This is a genomic window from Agriterribacter sp. (assembly GCF_035444585.1).
In the GTDB taxonomy this organism is placed as follows: Bacteria; Bacteroidota; Bacteroidia; order Chitinophagales; family Chitinophagaceae; genus Agriterribacter.
In genome coordinates, this window is the sequence record NZ_DAOMOZ010000030.1 from 15,807 (window position 1) to 33,105 (window position 17,299).

The 17,299-nt window shown below is 44.2% G+C and carries 14 protein-coding genes; 9 read left to right on the top strand and 5 right to left on the bottom strand.

The features are described 5' to 3' along the window. Nucleotides 1-112: 112 nt before the first annotated feature. From PLH26_RS05305 to dinB, 6 genes are all read left to right on the top strand, one after another. Nucleotides 113-1,459, top strand: a complete 1,347-nt coding sequence (locus tag PLH26_RS05305) for an alkaline phosphatase family protein (protein WP_324584955.1) — start codon at nt 113-115, stop codon at nt 1,457-1,459. A gap of 26 nt (nt 1,460-1,485) precedes the next feature. Then, nucleotides 1,486-3,330, top strand: a complete 1,845-nt coding sequence (locus tag PLH26_RS05310) for a cytochrome-c peroxidase (protein WP_324584956.1) — start codon at nt 1,486-1,488, stop codon at nt 3,328-3,330. Nucleotides 3,331-3,541: 211 nt separating this feature from the next. Next, nucleotides 3,542-3,703: a type II toxin-antitoxin system HicA family toxin gene (locus PLH26_RS05315; protein WP_324584968.1), complete on the top strand. Its 162-nt coding sequence runs from the start codon at nt 3,542-3,544 to the stop codon at nt 3,701-3,703. Nucleotides 3,704-3,712: 9 nt separating this feature from the next. Then, on the top strand, nt 3,713-4,090 hold the full coding sequence (locus PLH26_RS05320; protein WP_324584957.1) for a type II toxin-antitoxin system HicB family antitoxin: 378 nt from the start codon (nt 3,713-3,715) through the stop codon (nt 4,088-4,090). A gap of 376 nt (nt 4,091-4,466) precedes the next feature. Continuing rightward, nucleotides 4,467-4,715 (top strand): hypothetical protein, encoded by a 249-nt coding sequence (locus tag PLH26_RS05325; protein WP_324584958.1) that lies wholly within the window; start codon nt 4,467-4,469, stop codon nt 4,713-4,715. Nucleotides 4,716-4,730: 15 nt separating this feature from the next. Further along, the gene (dinB, locus tag PLH26_RS05330) at nt 4,731-5,828 is read left to right on the top strand and encodes a DNA polymerase IV (RefSeq protein ID WP_324584959.1); all 1,098 of its coding nucleotides are present in this window, start codon (nt 4,731-4,733) and stop codon (nt 5,826-5,828) included. Here the strand turns inward: dinB and PLH26_RS05335 are convergent. The 5 genes from PLH26_RS05335 to PLH26_RS05355 form a co-directional block, all read right to left on the bottom strand. After that, nucleotides 5,825-6,064 (bottom strand): hypothetical protein, encoded by a 240-nt coding sequence (locus PLH26_RS05335; RefSeq protein WP_324584960.1) that lies wholly within the window; start codon nt 6,062-6,064, stop codon nt 5,825-5,827. The genes dinB and PLH26_RS05335 overlap by 4 nt on opposite strands. 71 nt (nt 6,065-6,135) lie before the next feature. Next, entirely contained in the window at nt 6,136-6,852 is a 717-nt protein-coding gene (locus PLH26_RS05340; protein WP_324584961.1) for a DUF4625 domain-containing protein, read from the bottom strand. Between the two features lie 62 nt (nt 6,853-6,914). Further along, nucleotides 6,915-7,391 (bottom strand): DUF4625 domain-containing protein, encoded by a 477-nt coding sequence (locus PLH26_RS05345; protein WP_324584962.1) that lies wholly within the window; start codon nt 7,389-7,391, stop codon nt 6,915-6,917. Next, entirely contained in the window at nt 7,388-9,832 is a 2,445-nt protein-coding gene (locus PLH26_RS05350) for a TonB-dependent receptor (protein WP_324584963.1), read from the bottom strand. The genes PLH26_RS05345 and PLH26_RS05350 overlap by 4 nt, the downstream gene beginning before the upstream one ends. Before the next feature lie 210 nt (nt 9,833-10,042). After that, nucleotides 10,043-10,390, bottom strand: coding sequence for a hypothetical protein (locus tag PLH26_RS05355; RefSeq protein WP_324584964.1), 348 nt, complete (start codon nt 10,388-10,390; stop codon nt 10,043-10,045). Nucleotides 10,391-11,110: 720 nt separating this feature from the next. On the opposite strand from PLH26_RS05355, the gene PLH26_RS05360 reads away from it, so the two are divergent. From PLH26_RS05360 to PLH26_RS05370, 3 genes are all read left to right on the top strand, one after another. Further along, nucleotides 11,111-12,910 carry a DUF885 domain-containing protein gene (locus PLH26_RS05360; RefSeq protein WP_324584965.1) on the top strand — a complete coding sequence of 600 codons (1,800 nt, stop codon included), beginning with the start codon at nt 11,111-11,113 and terminating at the stop codon, nt 12,908-12,910. 138 nt (nt 12,911-13,048) lie between these two features. After that, on the top strand, nt 13,049-15,097 hold the full coding sequence (locus PLH26_RS05365) for a M13 family metallopeptidase (protein ID WP_324584966.1): 2,049 nt from the start codon (nt 13,049-13,051) through the stop codon (nt 15,095-15,097). Nucleotides 15,098-15,791: 694 nt separating this feature from the next. Next, nucleotides 15,792-16,664 carry an SDR family oxidoreductase gene (locus PLH26_RS05370; RefSeq protein ID WP_324584967.1) on the top strand — a complete coding sequence of 291 codons (873 nt, stop codon included), beginning with the start codon at nt 15,792-15,794 and terminating at the stop codon, nt 16,662-16,664. Nucleotides 16,665-17,299: the final 635 nt, after the last annotated feature.

The window sequence follows — 17,299 nt, forward strand, 5'->3', positions numbered from 1 at the left end:
TTGATGTAAGCCATACGATTTGAAACATTTTATCTTAATTGACCTAATTTTGGCAGATCCTGTAATCAGGAGTATACGTCTTATATAATTTTGAATCTTCAAAAAATACGGAATGACTGTACAGCGACTATTTTTTATCTTTCTTTTTATTTCAGTTATCAGCAGTTGTGGAACGGGTAAAAAAGCACAACGGCAGGAAGTATCATTCGATGAGGGTATCCGGCAGATCAATCACCTGGTAGTAGTATATATGGAAAATCATAGTTTTGATAACCTGTATGGTGAATTCAAAGGAGCGAACGGTATTAAAAACGCTCAAAAAGGAAATTTTATTCAGGTTGATGAGGAAGGGAAACCTTATACATATCTCCCTGAGATCCCCAGGAACAATGCTTTCCCAACCAATTTGCCCAATAGGCTTTTTAACATAGACCAATATGTTCCGTCCGATAAAAAAACGCCTGATGTTACACACCGTTTTTTTCACAATAAGTTACAGATCAACGGGGGGAAGATGGATCAGTTCGCGGCGTATAACAGTACCAAAGGACTGGCAATGGGCTATTACAGCACCAAAAAGCTGCCATTGTACCCGATAGCCAAAAAATATACCTTGTGCGACAATTTCTTCCAGAGCGTTTTTGGCGGTTCCTATTTTAACCACGTTTATTTAATTTCTGCCGCCGTGCCGGTTTGGCCCGATGCCCCGGGATCAATGATCGCAAAATTAGATGATAAGGGCAGGATGATAAAAGATGGCACCGTTACACCCGATGGCTATGTGGTCAACCATATTCATTCCCGGAACAGGCCTTACCCGCCAAAATCCGATACCTCCGAATTGTTACCCTCGCAAACCATGCCGACCATCGGCGACCGGCTGAGTGAAAAAGGGATATCCTGGGCATGGTATTCGGAAGGGTGGGACGATGCAGTGGCAGGAAGGAAGAATAATTTTGCCTATAATCATGAGCCCTTCCTGTATTTTGCCAACTATGAAGAAGGTACAGCAGGACGGGAACACATGAAAGACCAGAACGATTTTATTAAAGCTGCGCAGGAAGGCGCGCTGCCCGCCATTTCTTTTGTGAAGCCCGGTGGAGGAAATGACGAACATCCCGGCGGTTCGGATGTATATTCATCGGAGCAACTGGCTGTAAAACTCATCAATGCCGTGTTGGATGGGCCCAATGCAAAGGATGCACTGGTTATTCTTACCTATGATGAGTTTGGCGGCTTTTTTGATCATGTGCCGCCACCGGTCATTGACAGGTGGGGACCGGGAAGCCGTATCCCTGCAATCATTATCGGGCCGTTTGCTAAAAAGGGTAATGTAGATCACACCCAATATGAAACAGTGAGCATTCTTTCGTTTATAGAGCACAGATGGGGCATAGCACCATTGGCCGAACGGGACAAAAATGCCAACCCGTTCAGGAATGCCCTGACATTTAAATAATTGCTGTTGACCAGCGCGGATATGTTATGCGTAAGAAGACGGGAATAGCGGTCATTCTGTTTGCGGGGTTGTTTATTGCAAGCTTTACCCCTTTTTATACAGATCATTCCGGGCAAACCCAACCCGGACGACGTGAACGGAAAATTCAGCAAAAGGTTTTCAGCCAGATCCTGTCCTTCCGCGATTATGTAAAAGATTCTTTTCTTTTAGAGGTTAGCAGGGAGAAAGTGGATACACTGATGGTTCGCCAAACCTTTTTAAGATCAAGGTTGCTGTTCAAAACATTTGAGTGGGCGGCAATGTATTTTGCTGCCGATCTTACCGAAAGATTAAATGGAGTGCCTGTACAGGAAATTGAGAATGCTGATCTGTTAGATCCTTCTTTGGCCCGGGCCATTGATCCGGTGGGTCTGCAGGTCATAGAAGAATTGATCTACCCGGAGTATGACACCGCCGGTAAAAAAGAGCTGATCGCCGAAGTGCAATATTTAATAACCAATACAGAATACCTTGTTGCTTATTTTGCCGGTCATGAGCTTGCCGGCTGGCGGATTTTGGATGCTGCCAAGTTAGAAGTGTTCAGGATAATTGCCCTGGGTATTACCGGGTTCGACAATGGGCTTTCGCTGAACAGTACGGAAGAATCGGCCGCAGCTTTAAAAAGTCTGCGTACCATGCTCTCTCACTATACAAGCAGAAAGAACAAAACGGCTCTGTTGCAGGATATAGACAGCGCCATTGCATACCTGCGGCATCATCCCGATTTTGATTCCTTCAACAGGGCGGCATTCATAACCCGTTTTGCCAATAAGATCAGTGCCGGGATAGCACAACTGGAACGAAGCTTACCGGGCCCTGAGATCAGGTACAACCGGATGCTGAAGCAGGAAGCAGGTACATTGTTTGACGCGGGCGCATTCAATGTTGATGCTTTTTCCCCCGGCCCTGCATTTCATATTACAGCTGACAAAGCAGCATTGGGCGAAAAACTTTTTTATGATGCATCACTATCGGGTACCGGCACAAGAAGCTGTGCTTCCTGCCATCGCCCCGAGCTGGCGTTTACCGACGGGCTGGCTCAACATGCGGATATTCACGACCCTGCAAAACGGTTGAAAAGAAATGTGCCGACATTGCTCAATGCTGCTTTGCAATCTAATTATTTCTATGATATGCGGGCATTAACGCTGGAAGACCAGGTGCGTGATGTGATCAGCAGCAAAATGGAGATGGATGGCTCAATGGATGCGATCATACAGTATGTTTCTGCAAACAAGGGCTACCGATCTTTATTCGCCGGAGCCTTTCCTGCATCCCCCAAAAAAAATGAGATCAGCGCGGATGAGGTTGCCAATGCACTTGCTTCTTATATCCGCAGCCTCACAAAGCTCAACAGCAGGTTTGACGCGTACATGCAGGGTAATGAACAGGCCCTGTCGGCACAAGAGCTGAACGGATTCAATTTATTTATGGGTAAAGCAAAATGCGCCACCTGCCATTTTATACCGCTGTTTAATGGTGTTAAGCCACCCAAGTATATTGCGGGCGAAACGGAAGTACTGGGTGTTCCCGCATCGCTGGCAGATTCCACGCTGGATCCCGACCGGGGTTATTATGATGTGATCGGGATTGATTCCTATAAACATGCTTTCAGGATCCCCACCATCCGTAACATCAATAAAACAGCTCCTTATATGCACAACGGTGTATATGAAACTTTAGAGCAGGTAATGGAGTTTTATAATGACGGGGGTGCTGCAGGTTTGGGAATCCATCTTCCCAATCAAACACTTCCTGAACAAAACCTGCAACTTACTGAAACAGAAAAGGCGGATATCATTGCTTTTATGAAAAGCCTGGAGAGTAAATGAGTCGGTTTTATCGGCTGCAGTGCTGCTATGCAAAAGGCTGCCGCTGTTACCTGAAGATAATCATATATTCCTACTTTTATTGTTGGTGCACCTGGCTCACTGCCTGCAGCAGGAACACCAGCAACAGCGAATAATTCTCTGTGCAATATAAGTAATAAATTTATTACCTTTGAGCTTGGTATAAATCATGAAACCCAGCGAACTGATATGACTGCTTAAAAAAGATGGATGGTTTATAATAAGGCAATCGGGCAGCCACATGATCATGGAACACCCGATTAAAAAAGGGCAAATTGTTTGTCCTGCTCATGGCAGCCATGAAGTAGGCAAGGGGCTGGAAAAGAAGATTAAAAAAGATGCAGGCATCAAATAAAAAAACATTATGAAAATTGAAATGATTGTAGAACGAACAAAAACCGGTTATTCTGCCTATGCGGCTAAATATCCTGTTTATACCGTGGGTAGCTCGTTAGAAGAACTAAAGAAAAATATTGTTGACGCATTGAACCTGTACTTTAAAGCTAAAGGGAAATCCATAACTACAGATGATCTGAAAACCACATTGGATTTACCCCAATTTTTTGAATTTTATAAAGTGATTAATGTAAAAGCACTTTCTGAACGAATAGGAATGAATCAGAGTCTTTTGGCACAATACATCAAAGGGAACAAAAAACCATCTCCCGTACAAACACGTCGAATTTTAAAAGGGGTGCAGCAGGTGGGCAGGGAGCTGGCAGCCGTGCAATTTATTGGATAGTCCTTCCGGATACCTCAAATCGTATCAGCATCTGCATAAAAGTTGTACGTACCGGCGCAGGTTTGGTAGCATTGTTTTGTGGTTAGCCAGACCTGTCCTGCTGTTACTAAATTTTTATCAATAGACGACCATATTTCTAACAGTCCTTTCTTGTCTTGTGTATAATAATTCTGATGCACTACTATATTTTGCCCCCGCCTAGTGTTGTCATTAGGGGACAACCGGCATCAGCTGATACCTTTTTGTGTTAGTCACATAAGCTTTCCTCAAGGCTGCTATATACAGCAGGCTGCCACTGCTACCTGAAGATAATCATATTCCTGCTGTTATTGTTGGTGACACCTGGCTCGGGTGTATTCCAAATTGTCGCATTGCTTTGCTTCATGTGGGCAGTGGAGACCTGCCTACCGGTCAGGCAGGCACTGCCCACGGCGGGCCGCCCTGGCTGGTGTCCCCACCAGCCAGCGACAGTTTGGGATGCACCCCCTGGCTCACTGCCTGCAGCATGAAGATCAACAACGATGGAAAAACACGTACTTTATTTGTTGAATGCATTCATGAAAGTAGAAATATCCATAAATTACTTCGGCACTGGGTTGATGCAGGATATACGCCATTGCAATAAACAACAGTTTAATGAATGATACCCGAAGATAAATACCGGAAGATCATACATATTGATATGGACGCTTTTTATGCTTCGGTAGAGCAGCGCGATTTCCCGGAATACAGGGGCAAGCCCGTTATTGTTGGAGGCCCGCCCGAAGGGCGCGGTGGGGTAGTGGCTACTGCCAGCTATGAAGCAAGAAAATTCGGGATCCGTTCTGCCATGTCATCCAAAACCGCACTACGTCTTTGTCCTGATGTCATTTTTATTTATCCGCGTTTTGATGCTTATAAAGCGGTATCCGCACAAATTCATGAAATATTGCACCGTTATACGGATATGGTAGAGCCGCTTTCTTTAGATGAAGCTTATCTGGATGTAACGGAAGACAAGCAGGGAATTGGTTCTGCAATGGATATTGCCGGGTTGATCAAACAGGCGATCCGCGATGAATTACAACTTACGGCTTCCGCAGGTGTTTCCATCAATAAGTTTGTGGCAAAGATCGCTTCCGATATGGATAAGCCGGATGGTTTAACGTTTATAGGACCTTCGGCGATCGGAGCGTTTATGGAAAAGCTACCGGTAGAAAAGTTTTTCGGGGTAGGCAAAGTAACGGCCGCTAAAATGAAAGCGATGGGACTGCATACCGGCGCCGACCTGAAAAAACTGTCTGAAACAGAGATCGTATCTCATTTCGGTAAGCCGGGAAAGTTTTATTACCAGGTTGTGCGCGGCATTGATAACCGCGAAGTGCAGCCCCACAGGGAAACAAAATCCGTAAGCGTTGAAGATACTTACCAGGAAGATCTCACTACCAAGGCATCCATGTTGACTGAATTGGAGATCCTTACCGAAAACCTTGCGGAAAGATTGCATAGCTTCGGATTAAAGGGGAGGACCATCACCATAAAATTCAAATTCAGCGACTTTACTATAATGACCCGTAGTCATTCATTAACGGAATTGGTCAATGATAAGCAGGAAATTTTTAAAATAATAAAAATGATTTTAGATAAAGCGCCGGTTGAAGAAAAAAGGGTACGTCTTCTGGGAGTGGGTATTTCCAATTTTGAGCTGCCACAGAAGGAGAACCATAAAGCTACCGGGAGCCAGTTGAAATTATTTTAGTTGCGGTTACATAATAAAAACTGTAAAAGGAACAATGGTTTTATAACATTACGGATGGCCGATTTCATTATCATGCGATGGTGTAAGAATGCCGGCCAGCAAATGCAGGAGCGTTGTCTTCCTTTACCGGAGGCGCTCGTAATCAGCAGTGTTTCACCGGCGGCACAATGAATATCAGGAAAATTAAACGACACAACAGGTGAACAGGCAAAACGAAGTTCCTTGGTTTGTAACATGACGTTATTTTTTACTTCCGCCCTGCTTTAAAAAAGGAACTCCGTTGCATCATACAGTTTTTACTCACACATTATTTATCAAAGTGCTCCTCAAACTCTCTTTCCTTTCCGGCCTGGTCTTTTACCAACAGGTGTACATGGTAATGACCAGACGGCACATCGCTTAAAGAAAAATGTTTGTGTAAATGAAATGTGGTCTTGCCAACATAATCACCGGTTATTTCATATTCTTTCTCAAAGCTGCCGCCATGTATCTCCAAAGAAATTTCGGCTATTTTATTCGGTGCGATGATATCCCCCTCTACATGAAGATCTGCATCTTCACTATCGTACGCCACTTCAAAGCCGGTAATAGCCGGTAAAGAGGGATCTACAATAATGTTCAATGCCGACTCTGCTTCTGCAACATTGCCCGCTTTATCTGTAATGGTGATGTGAACATGGTACTCACCCGTGGCGGCGTCTTCCGGGATATCAATATGCTCATGCAGGTCTGCGTTTTTTAAACCTTCATATCCTTCTGTATAAATCTGGGTAAAGGTCCAGCCCGATCCGCCTTCAGGATGGATTTCCACTTTAATGTTGGCAATGCTGCCGGGAGCAAGAACAGATGCCTCGATATGCACGTCTGCGTCGGGATAAGCCGTTTTGCTGTTGCCGGATCCGATTTCCAGATCCGTAATAGTGGGTTTGGCAATTACGTCCTTATCTTTCTTACATGCACTGAAGGCTAAAAACAGAAAAAATAAACCGACGCTTAATTTGCTGAAAATTTGTTTTGTGGCCATAACGGTAGATTTTTAATTTAATTATTCGAAAATGTATATTGATGAATAGTTGCCCTGTTCATTTACTTTATTTTTATACTTAAGCCTTTAATGGTTTGCCAGCCTTCTTTATCCGTAACGCGTATCATAAAATGATAATCGCCGGGATCTGCATCCCCGGGGATATCTATTGCCTCCGATACCGTATAGCTTTGATTGCCGGCAGGTATGGAAATGCTTTTTACCAGTAAGAATGGGTTTGACGGCGTTTTAACAGCGTCCATATCGCACTCCTCTACTTCCGTGCTGTGGCTGTGATGATCAAAATTGTGATGGATGTCAATGCTCACCGATCCGAGTTCAACATTATCTGCCACGGGTATTTTGGCAGTAAATACCTGTCCGCGTGCGAGCTCGCTGCATTGCCGGGGAAAAGCGGCCGCAGTTGTAAGATCAATAGTAGGGTATTCCTTATCGGTAGCATCTTTGTTTTTAGAGCAGCCTGCTATGAATATAATAACCCCTATAGCCGTGATGATCATTTTTACTTTTTGTTTCATATTGCTTGTTTATTTTTTAAAAAACTGAAAGGGATCTTTATGAACAGCACCAGGTTTCTTCCCTGCTCCGGTAAGCCAATGAGCCGGTAAAAGCTGGTGTGATCCATATACCTTGTATTGAAAACATTTTGCAGTTGCAGGCTCAGTTGCACCTGCTGCTTTTGTATATTGAACCTGCTGCCGGCCTGCACATGCATTACGCCATAGCCGCCTGTTTTTTTTTCAGGAGGAACAATATTGTTCTGGGGAGCCGTTATTCTATAGTCAATAGAAAAATAAGTGCGGTGGAAAGGACCTGTATGCACCGGCTCATAGGTGAGATTCAGCAACAGGGAGGGCGGCGGTGAAAAGGGAAGCGTATAGCCTTTTTTATTCCCCGACAACTGTTCTGCATAAAGGTATTCTCCCAGCACTTCGGCGCTTACAATTTCCCAGGCCTGGTATTTTACCTGCAGCTCGCCGCCATACCTTACAACCCGGCTTTGTGTATATTCAAACACCTGGTTGCCTGCACCATACAGGTAGTCGTGCTCCGCGGTTGGGTTTAAATAGATGTAATTGGGAAAATAATTAAAGAAGGGGCTTAGCTGGATACGCCATTTATTTTTCTTTAAAACGGCTGTTGCATCCAGCTGGTACGATTCCTCCGGTTTCAGCGCGGCATTGCCACGTTCGTAGCTGAAGTAGTGATAGTTTACCCCGTTAGCTCCTAATTCTTTGGCAATAGGCACCCGGTAACTTTTTCCTGCACTGGCTTTGATCTCAATATGTTCCAGGTTGTAATTGATGCCGGCAGACGCGGTAAAGCTGTTAAAGTTTCTTTGTATGTTGTTGGACCTTATTATATGAACCGGGGTTATCTCTCCATCCACTTCAAGCGGCGAGGGAAACCAGTCTGCATAACGATGAATACGGATATGGCTATGATCGTACCTGATAGCGCCATGCAGGAGGATACGGTCGCTTACGGATATTTTATCATACAGGAAAGCGCCGATGCTTTTTTGATCAAACGACGGAACAAGAAAGCTCCAGCCGTTGATGGTATTGTTTTGTATTTCAGCGTTCATGCCAAACCGGAGATCATGCAGGTTGAACTTCAGGCGGTCGTTTACATTTAATGAATAAACATTTTTGTTGAACGCCCGCTCCAGGTTAGCAGGTATTGGCATATTATCCGGGTATACAGCAGGCATAAAGCCGTGGTTTACGTAGCGATTATATTCCTGCCTGAAATTGTTCTGGTAGCCGGCTTCCAGCTCCACAACATGACGGTTCAGCCGGAGGCTGCTGCGGTTAATGAATTTAAAATGGTTTACCTGCTGATAAGGCATTACAATATCACGGGAGCTGCGGTCGTGCAGGGCAGCATCCACCCGTCGTGGCTCCAGCCCATGGGCGTTGGCAAAAAAGCCGCTTTTGCTATACGTATGGCTGGTATAGAAAACGGATCTGAAAATGTCGCTTACATAACCGGTGCTGAAATGTAAGCCGGATTCTTTTCCTGCCGTATTGCGCAGGTAGCGGCGATGGAGATCAACGGGATAATCATAAACATATAACCGTTCGGCCGGCACGCGATAATCGCTGTAATCCTGCAGGGTTATCCGGCCGGCGCTCATCCATTTTTGGGTTCTGCCGTAAATGTTTAACGAAGTGCCATAAAGGGCGTTATTGGTTTTGGCTGCAAGATTGATCTCCCCGCCGAATGTGTTGGCTGCGGGTATTGCAGGCGGCTTTATATTGATAGCGCCTGCTATGGCATCAGAGCCGTAGATGAAAGAAGCTGCGCCTTTTACGATCTCTACTTCTTCAGCGGCAAACTGGTCTATTTCCAGCCCGTGATCAGCGCCCCATTGCTGGCCTTCATGTTTTATGCCCCGGTCAATTACCACCACCCTGTTAAAGCCCAAACCTCTTATCAGCGGTTTCGATTGCCCCGAGCCGATGCCGATCGTTTTTATGCCGGGTAATCGCTCCAGGCTTTGCATCAGGCTGCCTCCGAGGTTTTTTTGTATGAAATCGCTTTTTATTATTTCCAGGTTCAGCTGTTCTTCTTTTTTTCTCCGGCCGATGGCGCTGCTTTGTATAAGCACTTCCTTTAAAACGTGTATCTCAGGATGCAGGATCACCGGCAACGAAATGTCATGATCTGTAATGGTGATCTTTTTACTGAAAGGCTTATGACCTGCCATAGCAATACGCAGGCGATAGTAGCCCGCCGGCAGCCTTTTAAAAATATATACACCATTAGAGGCTGCAACCGGTTTCATCTCCTGTCTTTCAAGCCATACATCGGCACCTGGAAGAGGCTTGCTGTTGTCGTCAATAACTGTTACGATAAGCTGGTGTACCTGTCCGTTTACCCACCCCGGCGTACAGGTAAACAGTATCGCTCCCAATACGCTTTTTATGATCATTAAAAATAGCGTCCGGTCCATATTGTGTTTTTATATCCGTTCCTGCTCTTCTGTTTTTTTGTTGACGCCCTGTAAACTGAGCTGATTCAACGCAGTGGCTCCGTTGTACTGCCTGGTAAGCTGTACTGTCTGCAAGGCATGCAGGTTACTGTTTTTGGTAAAAGATAAATGGTTATAGTACGGCAACGAACATCCGAAGATTGAAACACCGGTTTGTAGCCGATACAATATTTATGCTCTTACCGGGGGACTTTTATTGGAAAAATGAAAAGAAGGAGAGAGAATGATGGAGGAGCAAAAATCCGGTCTGGTGTCTTTATAAAAAACAACGGCAGGTATTTCCGGAATGCAGGTATGACTCGTGTAAGTGGAATATTTATGAGCGCAAACCTGGCAGTCATCGGCAGAAATACCGGATGACGAAATGAATGGGTGGCCTTTGTCGAAGGTTTTTTCAGAAGCAACCGTTTGTTTGGCAGGAGAATGATGATGCCATAGCTGCACGGGCGTTGCAATAAAAGCGTACACTACAAGCAGGGTGGCTGCAGCCCATTGACGGTATTTCCTTATTTCTGTCAAAAATTGCAATATTGTTGCAAATATAGACAATAGAAATTATCATAAAAATTTCTTAAGAATATTTTTTGAGCATTTTTGAAACCTGCACAAAAAATCACAGTTTTTGCATGGAAAATCCTATCTTTTCATCCCCCGGCAAGTAAATTCGCCAACATATTCATTTTTTACCTAAAACCTGAAACAGCATGAAACATTTAAAAATTACTGCGCTGGCGGTTGTATTTTTTACAATTAAGAAGAATGGAAAACCAAACTATTAATCCTTTGAACGGTTCTGAGTTTTCTTCCGCTGGTAACAGTCATCAGGGTGTTATGCCCGGCCACCACCGTTTTTTCAGAGCGCTAAGCCCCACCACAAAACTTATTTTTTCTATATGTATCTTTCTATTGGTAATGAGTCTTATGATTTATTTGATTCAGCATCTGGTTGTATATATTGAAAGAATAATTTTTGATCGTTTCTCCCCACGCCTTAAAACAGACTACCGGGGTTCACCATCAATGTATTTATACTTTTCATTATTTGTCACAAAACCCAACCACATCAGTTGAAGCCCAACTCCAGGGAAGTAGTGATAAAGATTTCGGTGCATTTGTCCTGGCCGGAGCAACCCGAACGGTTTTCTCAGAGTATACACAATGGCTGTACAGCGGAAACCGGATAGATAGCATAAAATCATCAAAGCCGGTAACCCAAAAAGAATTTTAAAATTTATAATAATGAAATCAAAATCAATCTTATTCTTCTCTGCGGCCGTGTTGATTATCTTCTCCACGGCTGCCTGTAACCAGAACGGATCAACAAGCGCTGCATCATCTGTTGATTCTGCCGTCAATAAAAAAATAAATACCCTATTCAACAACTATTGGGAAGAGCATCTCAGGCTTTTTCCGTTTGAAGCCACTTTTATCGGGGATAACCGGTACAACGACCAGTTCCCAAACGACCAGTCCCGATCTTTCCGCGACAGGCTATCCGCATTTTACCAATCCTATCTTGATTCGGCGGAAGCTTTTGACCGCAGCAGGCTTACGGATGAAAACAAGATCAGCTACGACATTTTCGTATATGAAATGAACAGCCAGTTGGACGGACTGAAACTGAATACATGGATGATTCCCTTTACCCAGTTTAGAGGAATGCCTGCATTTCTGCCTTTGGGCAATACGATTTTCCCTTTTAAAACAGCAAAGGATTATGACAACTGGCTGAGCAGGTTGAACAAGTTTCAGATATGGGCTGATTCTGCCATTGGAAATTTCAGGCAGGGAATCGTTGCCGGTGTGGTGCTGCCGAAGTCGCTGGTTGTAAAAATGATCCCTCAGATAGAGAGTATGGTAGTCAGCGACCCAACGAAAAGCCTATTTTACCAACCGGTAACGCATCTGCCCAAAGATATTGCAGCAGCCGACAGTCAGAGGTTAGTCAATGATTACAGACAAATTGTGGTGAATGTGATCGCACCCACCTATAAAAAACTGGGTGACTTCCTAAAAAATGAATACCTGCCCAAAGCAAGAGTCACATCGGGGCTTTCTGATCTGCCCGGTGGCAAGGAAATGTATGATTATGCTGTAAAATACTGGACAACTACCGATGAAACGCCGGATCAGTTGTATCAGACCGGACTTGACCAGGTAGCCGCTATTACGCATCAGATGGATAGTGTAAAGGATGCCATTGGTTTCAAAGGCGATTTGAAATTACTGTTCAACTATATGAATACAGATAAAAGATTCTTTCCATTCAAAACGCCGCAGCAGGTATTAGATTCGTTTGAGTCTATACATAAGACGGTAGATGCTAACGTTGGGAAGCTTTTTGATGTTTCGCCCAAAACACCTTTTGAAATAAGGCAGGTAGAAAAGTTTCGTGAAAAAAGCTTAGGCGTTCCCCAGTATTTTCCCGGCGCCCCCGATGGTAGCAGGCCGGGTATCTTTTATGTGCCCATTCCTGATGCTGTAAAGTTTAATGCGCCTCCGATGGATGCTTTCTTCGTTCATGAAGCCATCCCCGGTCATCACTATCAAATTTCTTTACAATCAGAAGACAGCTTGCTGCCTGAATTCCGTCGCTTTAAAAAATATGGCGTTTACACCGAAGGGTATGCCTTCTATTGCGAGTCGCTGGGAAAAGAGTTGGGTGTTTACCGGGATCCTTATCAATACCTGGCATCGCTGACCTGGCAAATGCACCGCGCGATCCGCCTGGTAACAGACGCAGGTATGCATGCCAAAGGCATGACGCGGGAAGAAGCCATTCAATATATGATGGATCATGAAGCAATAGCAGAGCCGGTAGCCACGGCCGAGATTGAACGTTATATGGCCCTGCCGGGGCAGGCACATTCTTATATGGCCGGAAGGTTGAAGATAATAGCGATGCGCAATAAGTGTGAAAGAGAATTAGGCAACAAGTTCAACATCATCAAATTTCATAGTGAATTGCTGAGTGGCGGTAGCATGCCATTAAAGATATTGGAGACAAAAATGGATGCATGGGCAGCGAGGCAAAAATGAAGTCTTCGAAAGAGGCGCTGATCATTTATACTTGAGTAATAAAAAAAACCTTGAGGCAAATGAAAATTTAACGGCAGATGAATCAAAATAAAACCTCCCGACTTCATCAAAAAATAAATATTAATATTAAAAAAGAAGATGACCAAGCAATTTCTCCCTTTTATTGCTATATGTCTGGCAATCTTCGGTATAACGGCCTGCCAAAACAACACCGATAATTCCGGAGCGATCAGTTCCCGCGAGCACTTCATAGAAACCCAATTCTTTGACAGCTCGGTAAAGCCGGCAGATGATTTCTATCGGTTTGTCAACGGCAAATGGTTAGATACCGCAAAAATTCCGGAAGACCAGCCTGCAATCGGATCCTTTTATAGCCTTCGTATTGCAACAAGAAAAAAGGTGAGGTCTCTTTTGGAAGACGCTTCAAAAAGCAACGCCAAACCAGGAAGTATCGAACAAAAAGTAGGCGACTTCTATGCTTCCGGTATGGATACCCTTATTATTAATAAACGTGGCTTCGATCCGGTAAAACCACTACTGGCGCAAATCGACACCGTATCCAATGTGGCTTCATTATTGAGGTTTGCCGCCATAGAAGAAAAAAACGGAAATGAAACACTTTTCAGCTTTCATGTTCTTCCCGATCAGAAAAACAGTTCGATGAACATAGCAAACCTGTTTCAGGGGGGGATCGGCTTACCCAATAGAGACTACTATTTCAAATCAGACAGTATAACCGCCGCCATACAGGATGTCTACAAAAATTATCTTGTCTCTTTGCTCCTGCTCACCGGTACAAATGCTGCTACGGCTGCCAAAAATGCCGCCACGATCTATGCCATTGAAAAAGAAATAGCCCAATCCCACAAAACACGGGTTCAATTGCGGGATGTGCAGTCCAATTACAATAAAATGGCATTAACGCAGATAGAAAAAGAGCAACCTAATATCGGATGGAGCTCATTTTTTAATACTATTGGCGCCCATGTTGATTCCGTGAATATGCGTCAGCCCGCTTATTATGCCAAACTGAACACACTCCTGCACACCGTACCTCTTGCCGACTGGAAATTATATCTTAAAGCGTATACCCTGAAGCATTATGCAAACATACTGAGCCGCCCCTTTCAAGATGCAGAGTTTGAATATACGAAAGTTATAAATGGACAAAAAGTGCCTAAAGCCCACTGGGAGGTATTGACCATCGCTACCGACCAAAAATTGGGGGAAGCGTTAGGGCAACTGTATGTGCAGAGATACTTTCCGCCCGAAGCCAAACAGCGGATAAATGAATTAGTAGATAATCTGACCAAGGCCTTTACCGAACGCATAAAAAAATCAGACTGGATGAGCGATTCCACCAAAGCCACCGCATTGGAAAAACTAAACGGATACAGCAGAAAAATAGGTTATCCCGGTAAGTGGCGCGATTACAGTGAGGTAACTATTGATAAATCGAAATATTTTGAAAATACCCTTGCGTGCGATCAAAATAATTTTGACTTCAACCTTTCTCAATTGGGCAAACCGGTTGATAAATCACTTTGGAGAATGACACCCACTACTATCAATGCTTATTACAATTTCACGGCTAACGACATTAACTTCCCGGCAGCTTTTTTGCAGTTTCCCTTCTTTGACAAAGATGCGGACGATGCCGTAAACTATGGTGGCATTGGTGAAGTGATTGGTCATGAGATCACCCACGGATTCGACGATCAGGGCGCCCGGTTTGACAAAGAAGGGAATATCCGTAATTGGTGGACGAAAGAAGACAGGGACAGGTTTGATGTGAAGGTGAAACAAATACAAGACCTGTACAGCCGTTTTACCATATTGGACAGTGTACACATCAACGGCCAATTGACAACAGGTGAAAATATGGCCGATTTCGGCGGACTTGCCATTGCCTACGATGCCTTTAAAATGACCCGACAGGGGCAGGACACCACTAAGATTGGCGGCTATACGCCCGACCAACGTTTTTTCATGTCGTATGTCCAGGCGGGTAGAATAAAAATCGCAGATGAAACGGCCCGGATCCTGATCAATACCAATCCTCATTCACCTGTTTATTGGCGCAAAATGGGCCCGTTGATGAACTTCACTCCCTTTTATAAAGCCTTCAATGTGCAACCCGGAGACAAAATGTATCGCCCGGATAGTACAAGGATACATATCTGGTAGATGACAGGTTGAATTTTCTGATACGTTAGTAAATAAAACCGCCGTAGTAAACTTTTTTTAGTATGAAATCAAAAACAATTTTAATCGTCTGTGTATTCATGTTATTGATACTTTCTATACTTGGTTGCAATCAAAATCCCGGTAACAAAAGCGCTGCAAATGACACAACTGAAAATCGTTTGTCCATCGGCGAACATTTTGCGTCTGTCAATGGCTTCACTCTTCATTCTCCGGATAGAACAACCGGATCAATTATTTTTGGAATGTGAACAATGGCTGCAGCGTCTGAAGCTGTGAGGTCTCAGCAATGTATATTTTTCAAGCTCTTTTTTGTTTAACTACCAGAAATGACTGAAAAATCCCATTTTCTGTACTAAAACTACAAGGGTTTTTTGCTTCTGTAATCTACTTTGCACCTGGATTGCCGGACTGATATACTATTGAAAAAAGATGGTAGATGGTTATTGGTAGGCGACCACGGCGGCGCTGACGCTGAATTGCAGAAATAGTGTTCACAGGAATCCCGGAAACCCAATGCCCTGAAGCCGGTTGAGGTTTATGCTTTCCGTCAGGCCTGTTAAAGTCCAATGCAGTTCTGTTAAGGCAGCAAATGGGGTGCCATCGGCGAGCTGCTTTCGTAATACTGCGGTACGGCTTTTCAAATTCAATCCAGCACAATTTAAATACAAACATCATGTCAAACATTCTCATTACAGGCTGTAGTACCGGGATTGGTTTTGCTACCGCCGTCATGTTAGCTAAAAATAACCACGTTGTCTTTGCCACGATGCGGCATCCCGGTCAAAATAAAGAATTACAAGACCTGGCTGACAATAAAAGTCTGCCTATTATTATTCTTCCATTAGATGTAACTGATGATAATTCAATAAAGAATGCCATTGCACAGGTCTTCTTCCATACCGGCAAGATAGACGTGCTCATCAACAACGCCGGCATTGGTGCGTTGGGCCCGGTGGAAGAGTTACCCATTGAAAATTTCATCAGCGAAATGGACACCAACTTTATTGGTACGGTGCGTTGTACCAAAGCTGTACTGCCTCACATGCGCCAAAACAAGAGCGGCTGCATTATTAATATTTCTTCGGCAGGAGGTAAACTTTTTAATTATTATAATGCCTCCTATTCCGCATCTAAAGCCGCCGTAGAGGCCTTCAGCGAATGCCTTGCGATGGAGGTGTTGCCTTTTGATATCCGCGTGGCAGTGGCGGAGCCGGGAGTTACTGACACCCCACTTCAGGACAAATGCAAAAGTCAGCTTAAAGAATCCCTGTATCCCAATCTGGAGCGATGCGTGGCTTTTTTTTCGGCTTCCAATGAAAGACATGTGCACCCTGAGGTGGTAGCAGAAACCATTCTTCAAATTGTAAATGGAGAGACTAAGAAATTCCGAAACCCGACGGGTCCGGATACTGTACCCCTGTTGGATTTCAGGGCATCCGTAAATGACGAAGACTGGATCGCATCGGCGGGAGTGGATGAAGGAACCTGGATAAAAATGATGGAAGAAATGGGGTTGAATGTAAGGAAGTTTATGCCCGTCAATTAAAAGTTTTTACCGGGTATCTTATGTATTAGAAAAAAGCGATTTAAGATCAGACACGGATTATTCTATACGCCCGAACGCTATGGATCTCCGGTTTCACAAGGAGAATAAATAATTAAAACAAACAAGAAGAAAAAGATAAAGGCTCATTCCGAAAAATCAATTCGATCAGGGGGCTTATTTCTGACAATCAGCGTATTCTTCATAAGTGTCATTTTTTTTCCCGCCGTTGTTGGTGTTCCCGCTCTCTATTCTTTACACCGCCCCCGCCTGGTGTTGTCAGCAGCGAGTAATCAGCATCAGCCAATAGTTTTTCCCTATATTAGTTGCATGAACCCTTCTTCGCCAACAGAATGAGTCGCGCCGGGGTCTTCATAAAGTGCCGCTGTGAAGGGCTATGAGACCCCTGCGCTGAAGCATATTTTTTACGGTATATATTTTACATCTTGTCATTTTTAGCATTCGCCTGGGTCTCGCTCCTCGCTTCTTACCCCCCGGCGAAGACCCCGGCGGGAAAACAAGCTTCTGAAATTAATGGCAGGTATCAGAATTTAACGGCACAAGCGGGACGCTTGCGCCTGCTGGGGGAACCAATATTTTTTATGCATGTTCGATTCCCGTTTGTGCCCTGTAGGGAA

What these genes read in the sequence shown, in the direction of transcription:
- PLH26_RS05305 (WP_324584955.1), top strand. Translation starts at nt 113, where the DNA reads ATGACTGTACAGCGACTATTTTTTATCTTTCTTTTTATTTCAGTTATC.
- PLH26_RS05310 (WP_324584956.1), top strand. Translation starts at nt 1,486, where the DNA reads ATGCGTAAGAAGACGGGAATAGCGGTCATTCTGTTTGCGGGGTTGTTT.
- PLH26_RS05320 (WP_324584957.1), top strand. Translation starts at nt 3,713, where the DNA reads ATGAAAATTGAAATGATTGTAGAACGAACAAAAACCGGTTATTCTGCC.
- dinB (WP_324584959.1), top strand. Translation starts at nt 4,731, where the DNA reads ATGATACCCGAAGATAAATACCGGAAGATCATACATATTGATATGGAC.
- PLH26_RS05335 (WP_324584960.1), bottom strand. Translation starts at nt 6,064, where the DNA reads ATGTTACAAACCAAGGAACTTCGTTTTGCCTGTTCACCTGTTGTGTCG.
- PLH26_RS05340 (WP_324584961.1), bottom strand. Translation starts at nt 6,852, where the DNA reads ATGGCCACAAAACAAATTTTCAGCAAATTAAGCGTCGGTTTATTTTTT.
- PLH26_RS05345 (WP_324584962.1), bottom strand. Translation starts at nt 7,391, where the DNA reads ATGAAACAAAAAGTAAAAATGATCATCACGGCTATAGGGGTTATTATA.
- PLH26_RS05350 (WP_324584963.1), bottom strand. Translation starts at nt 9,832, where the DNA reads ATGGACCGGACGCTATTTTTAATGATCATAAAAAGCGTATTGGGAGCG.
- PLH26_RS05360 (WP_324584965.1), top strand. Translation starts at nt 11,111, where the DNA reads ATGAAATCAAAATCAATCTTATTCTTCTCTGCGGCCGTGTTGATTATC.
- PLH26_RS05365 (WP_324584966.1), top strand. Translation starts at nt 13,049, where the DNA reads ATGACCAAGCAATTTCTCCCTTTTATTGCTATATGTCTGGCAATCTTC.
- PLH26_RS05370 (WP_324584967.1), top strand. Translation starts at nt 15,792, where the DNA reads ATGTCAAACATTCTCATTACAGGCTGTAGTACCGGGATTGGTTTTGCT.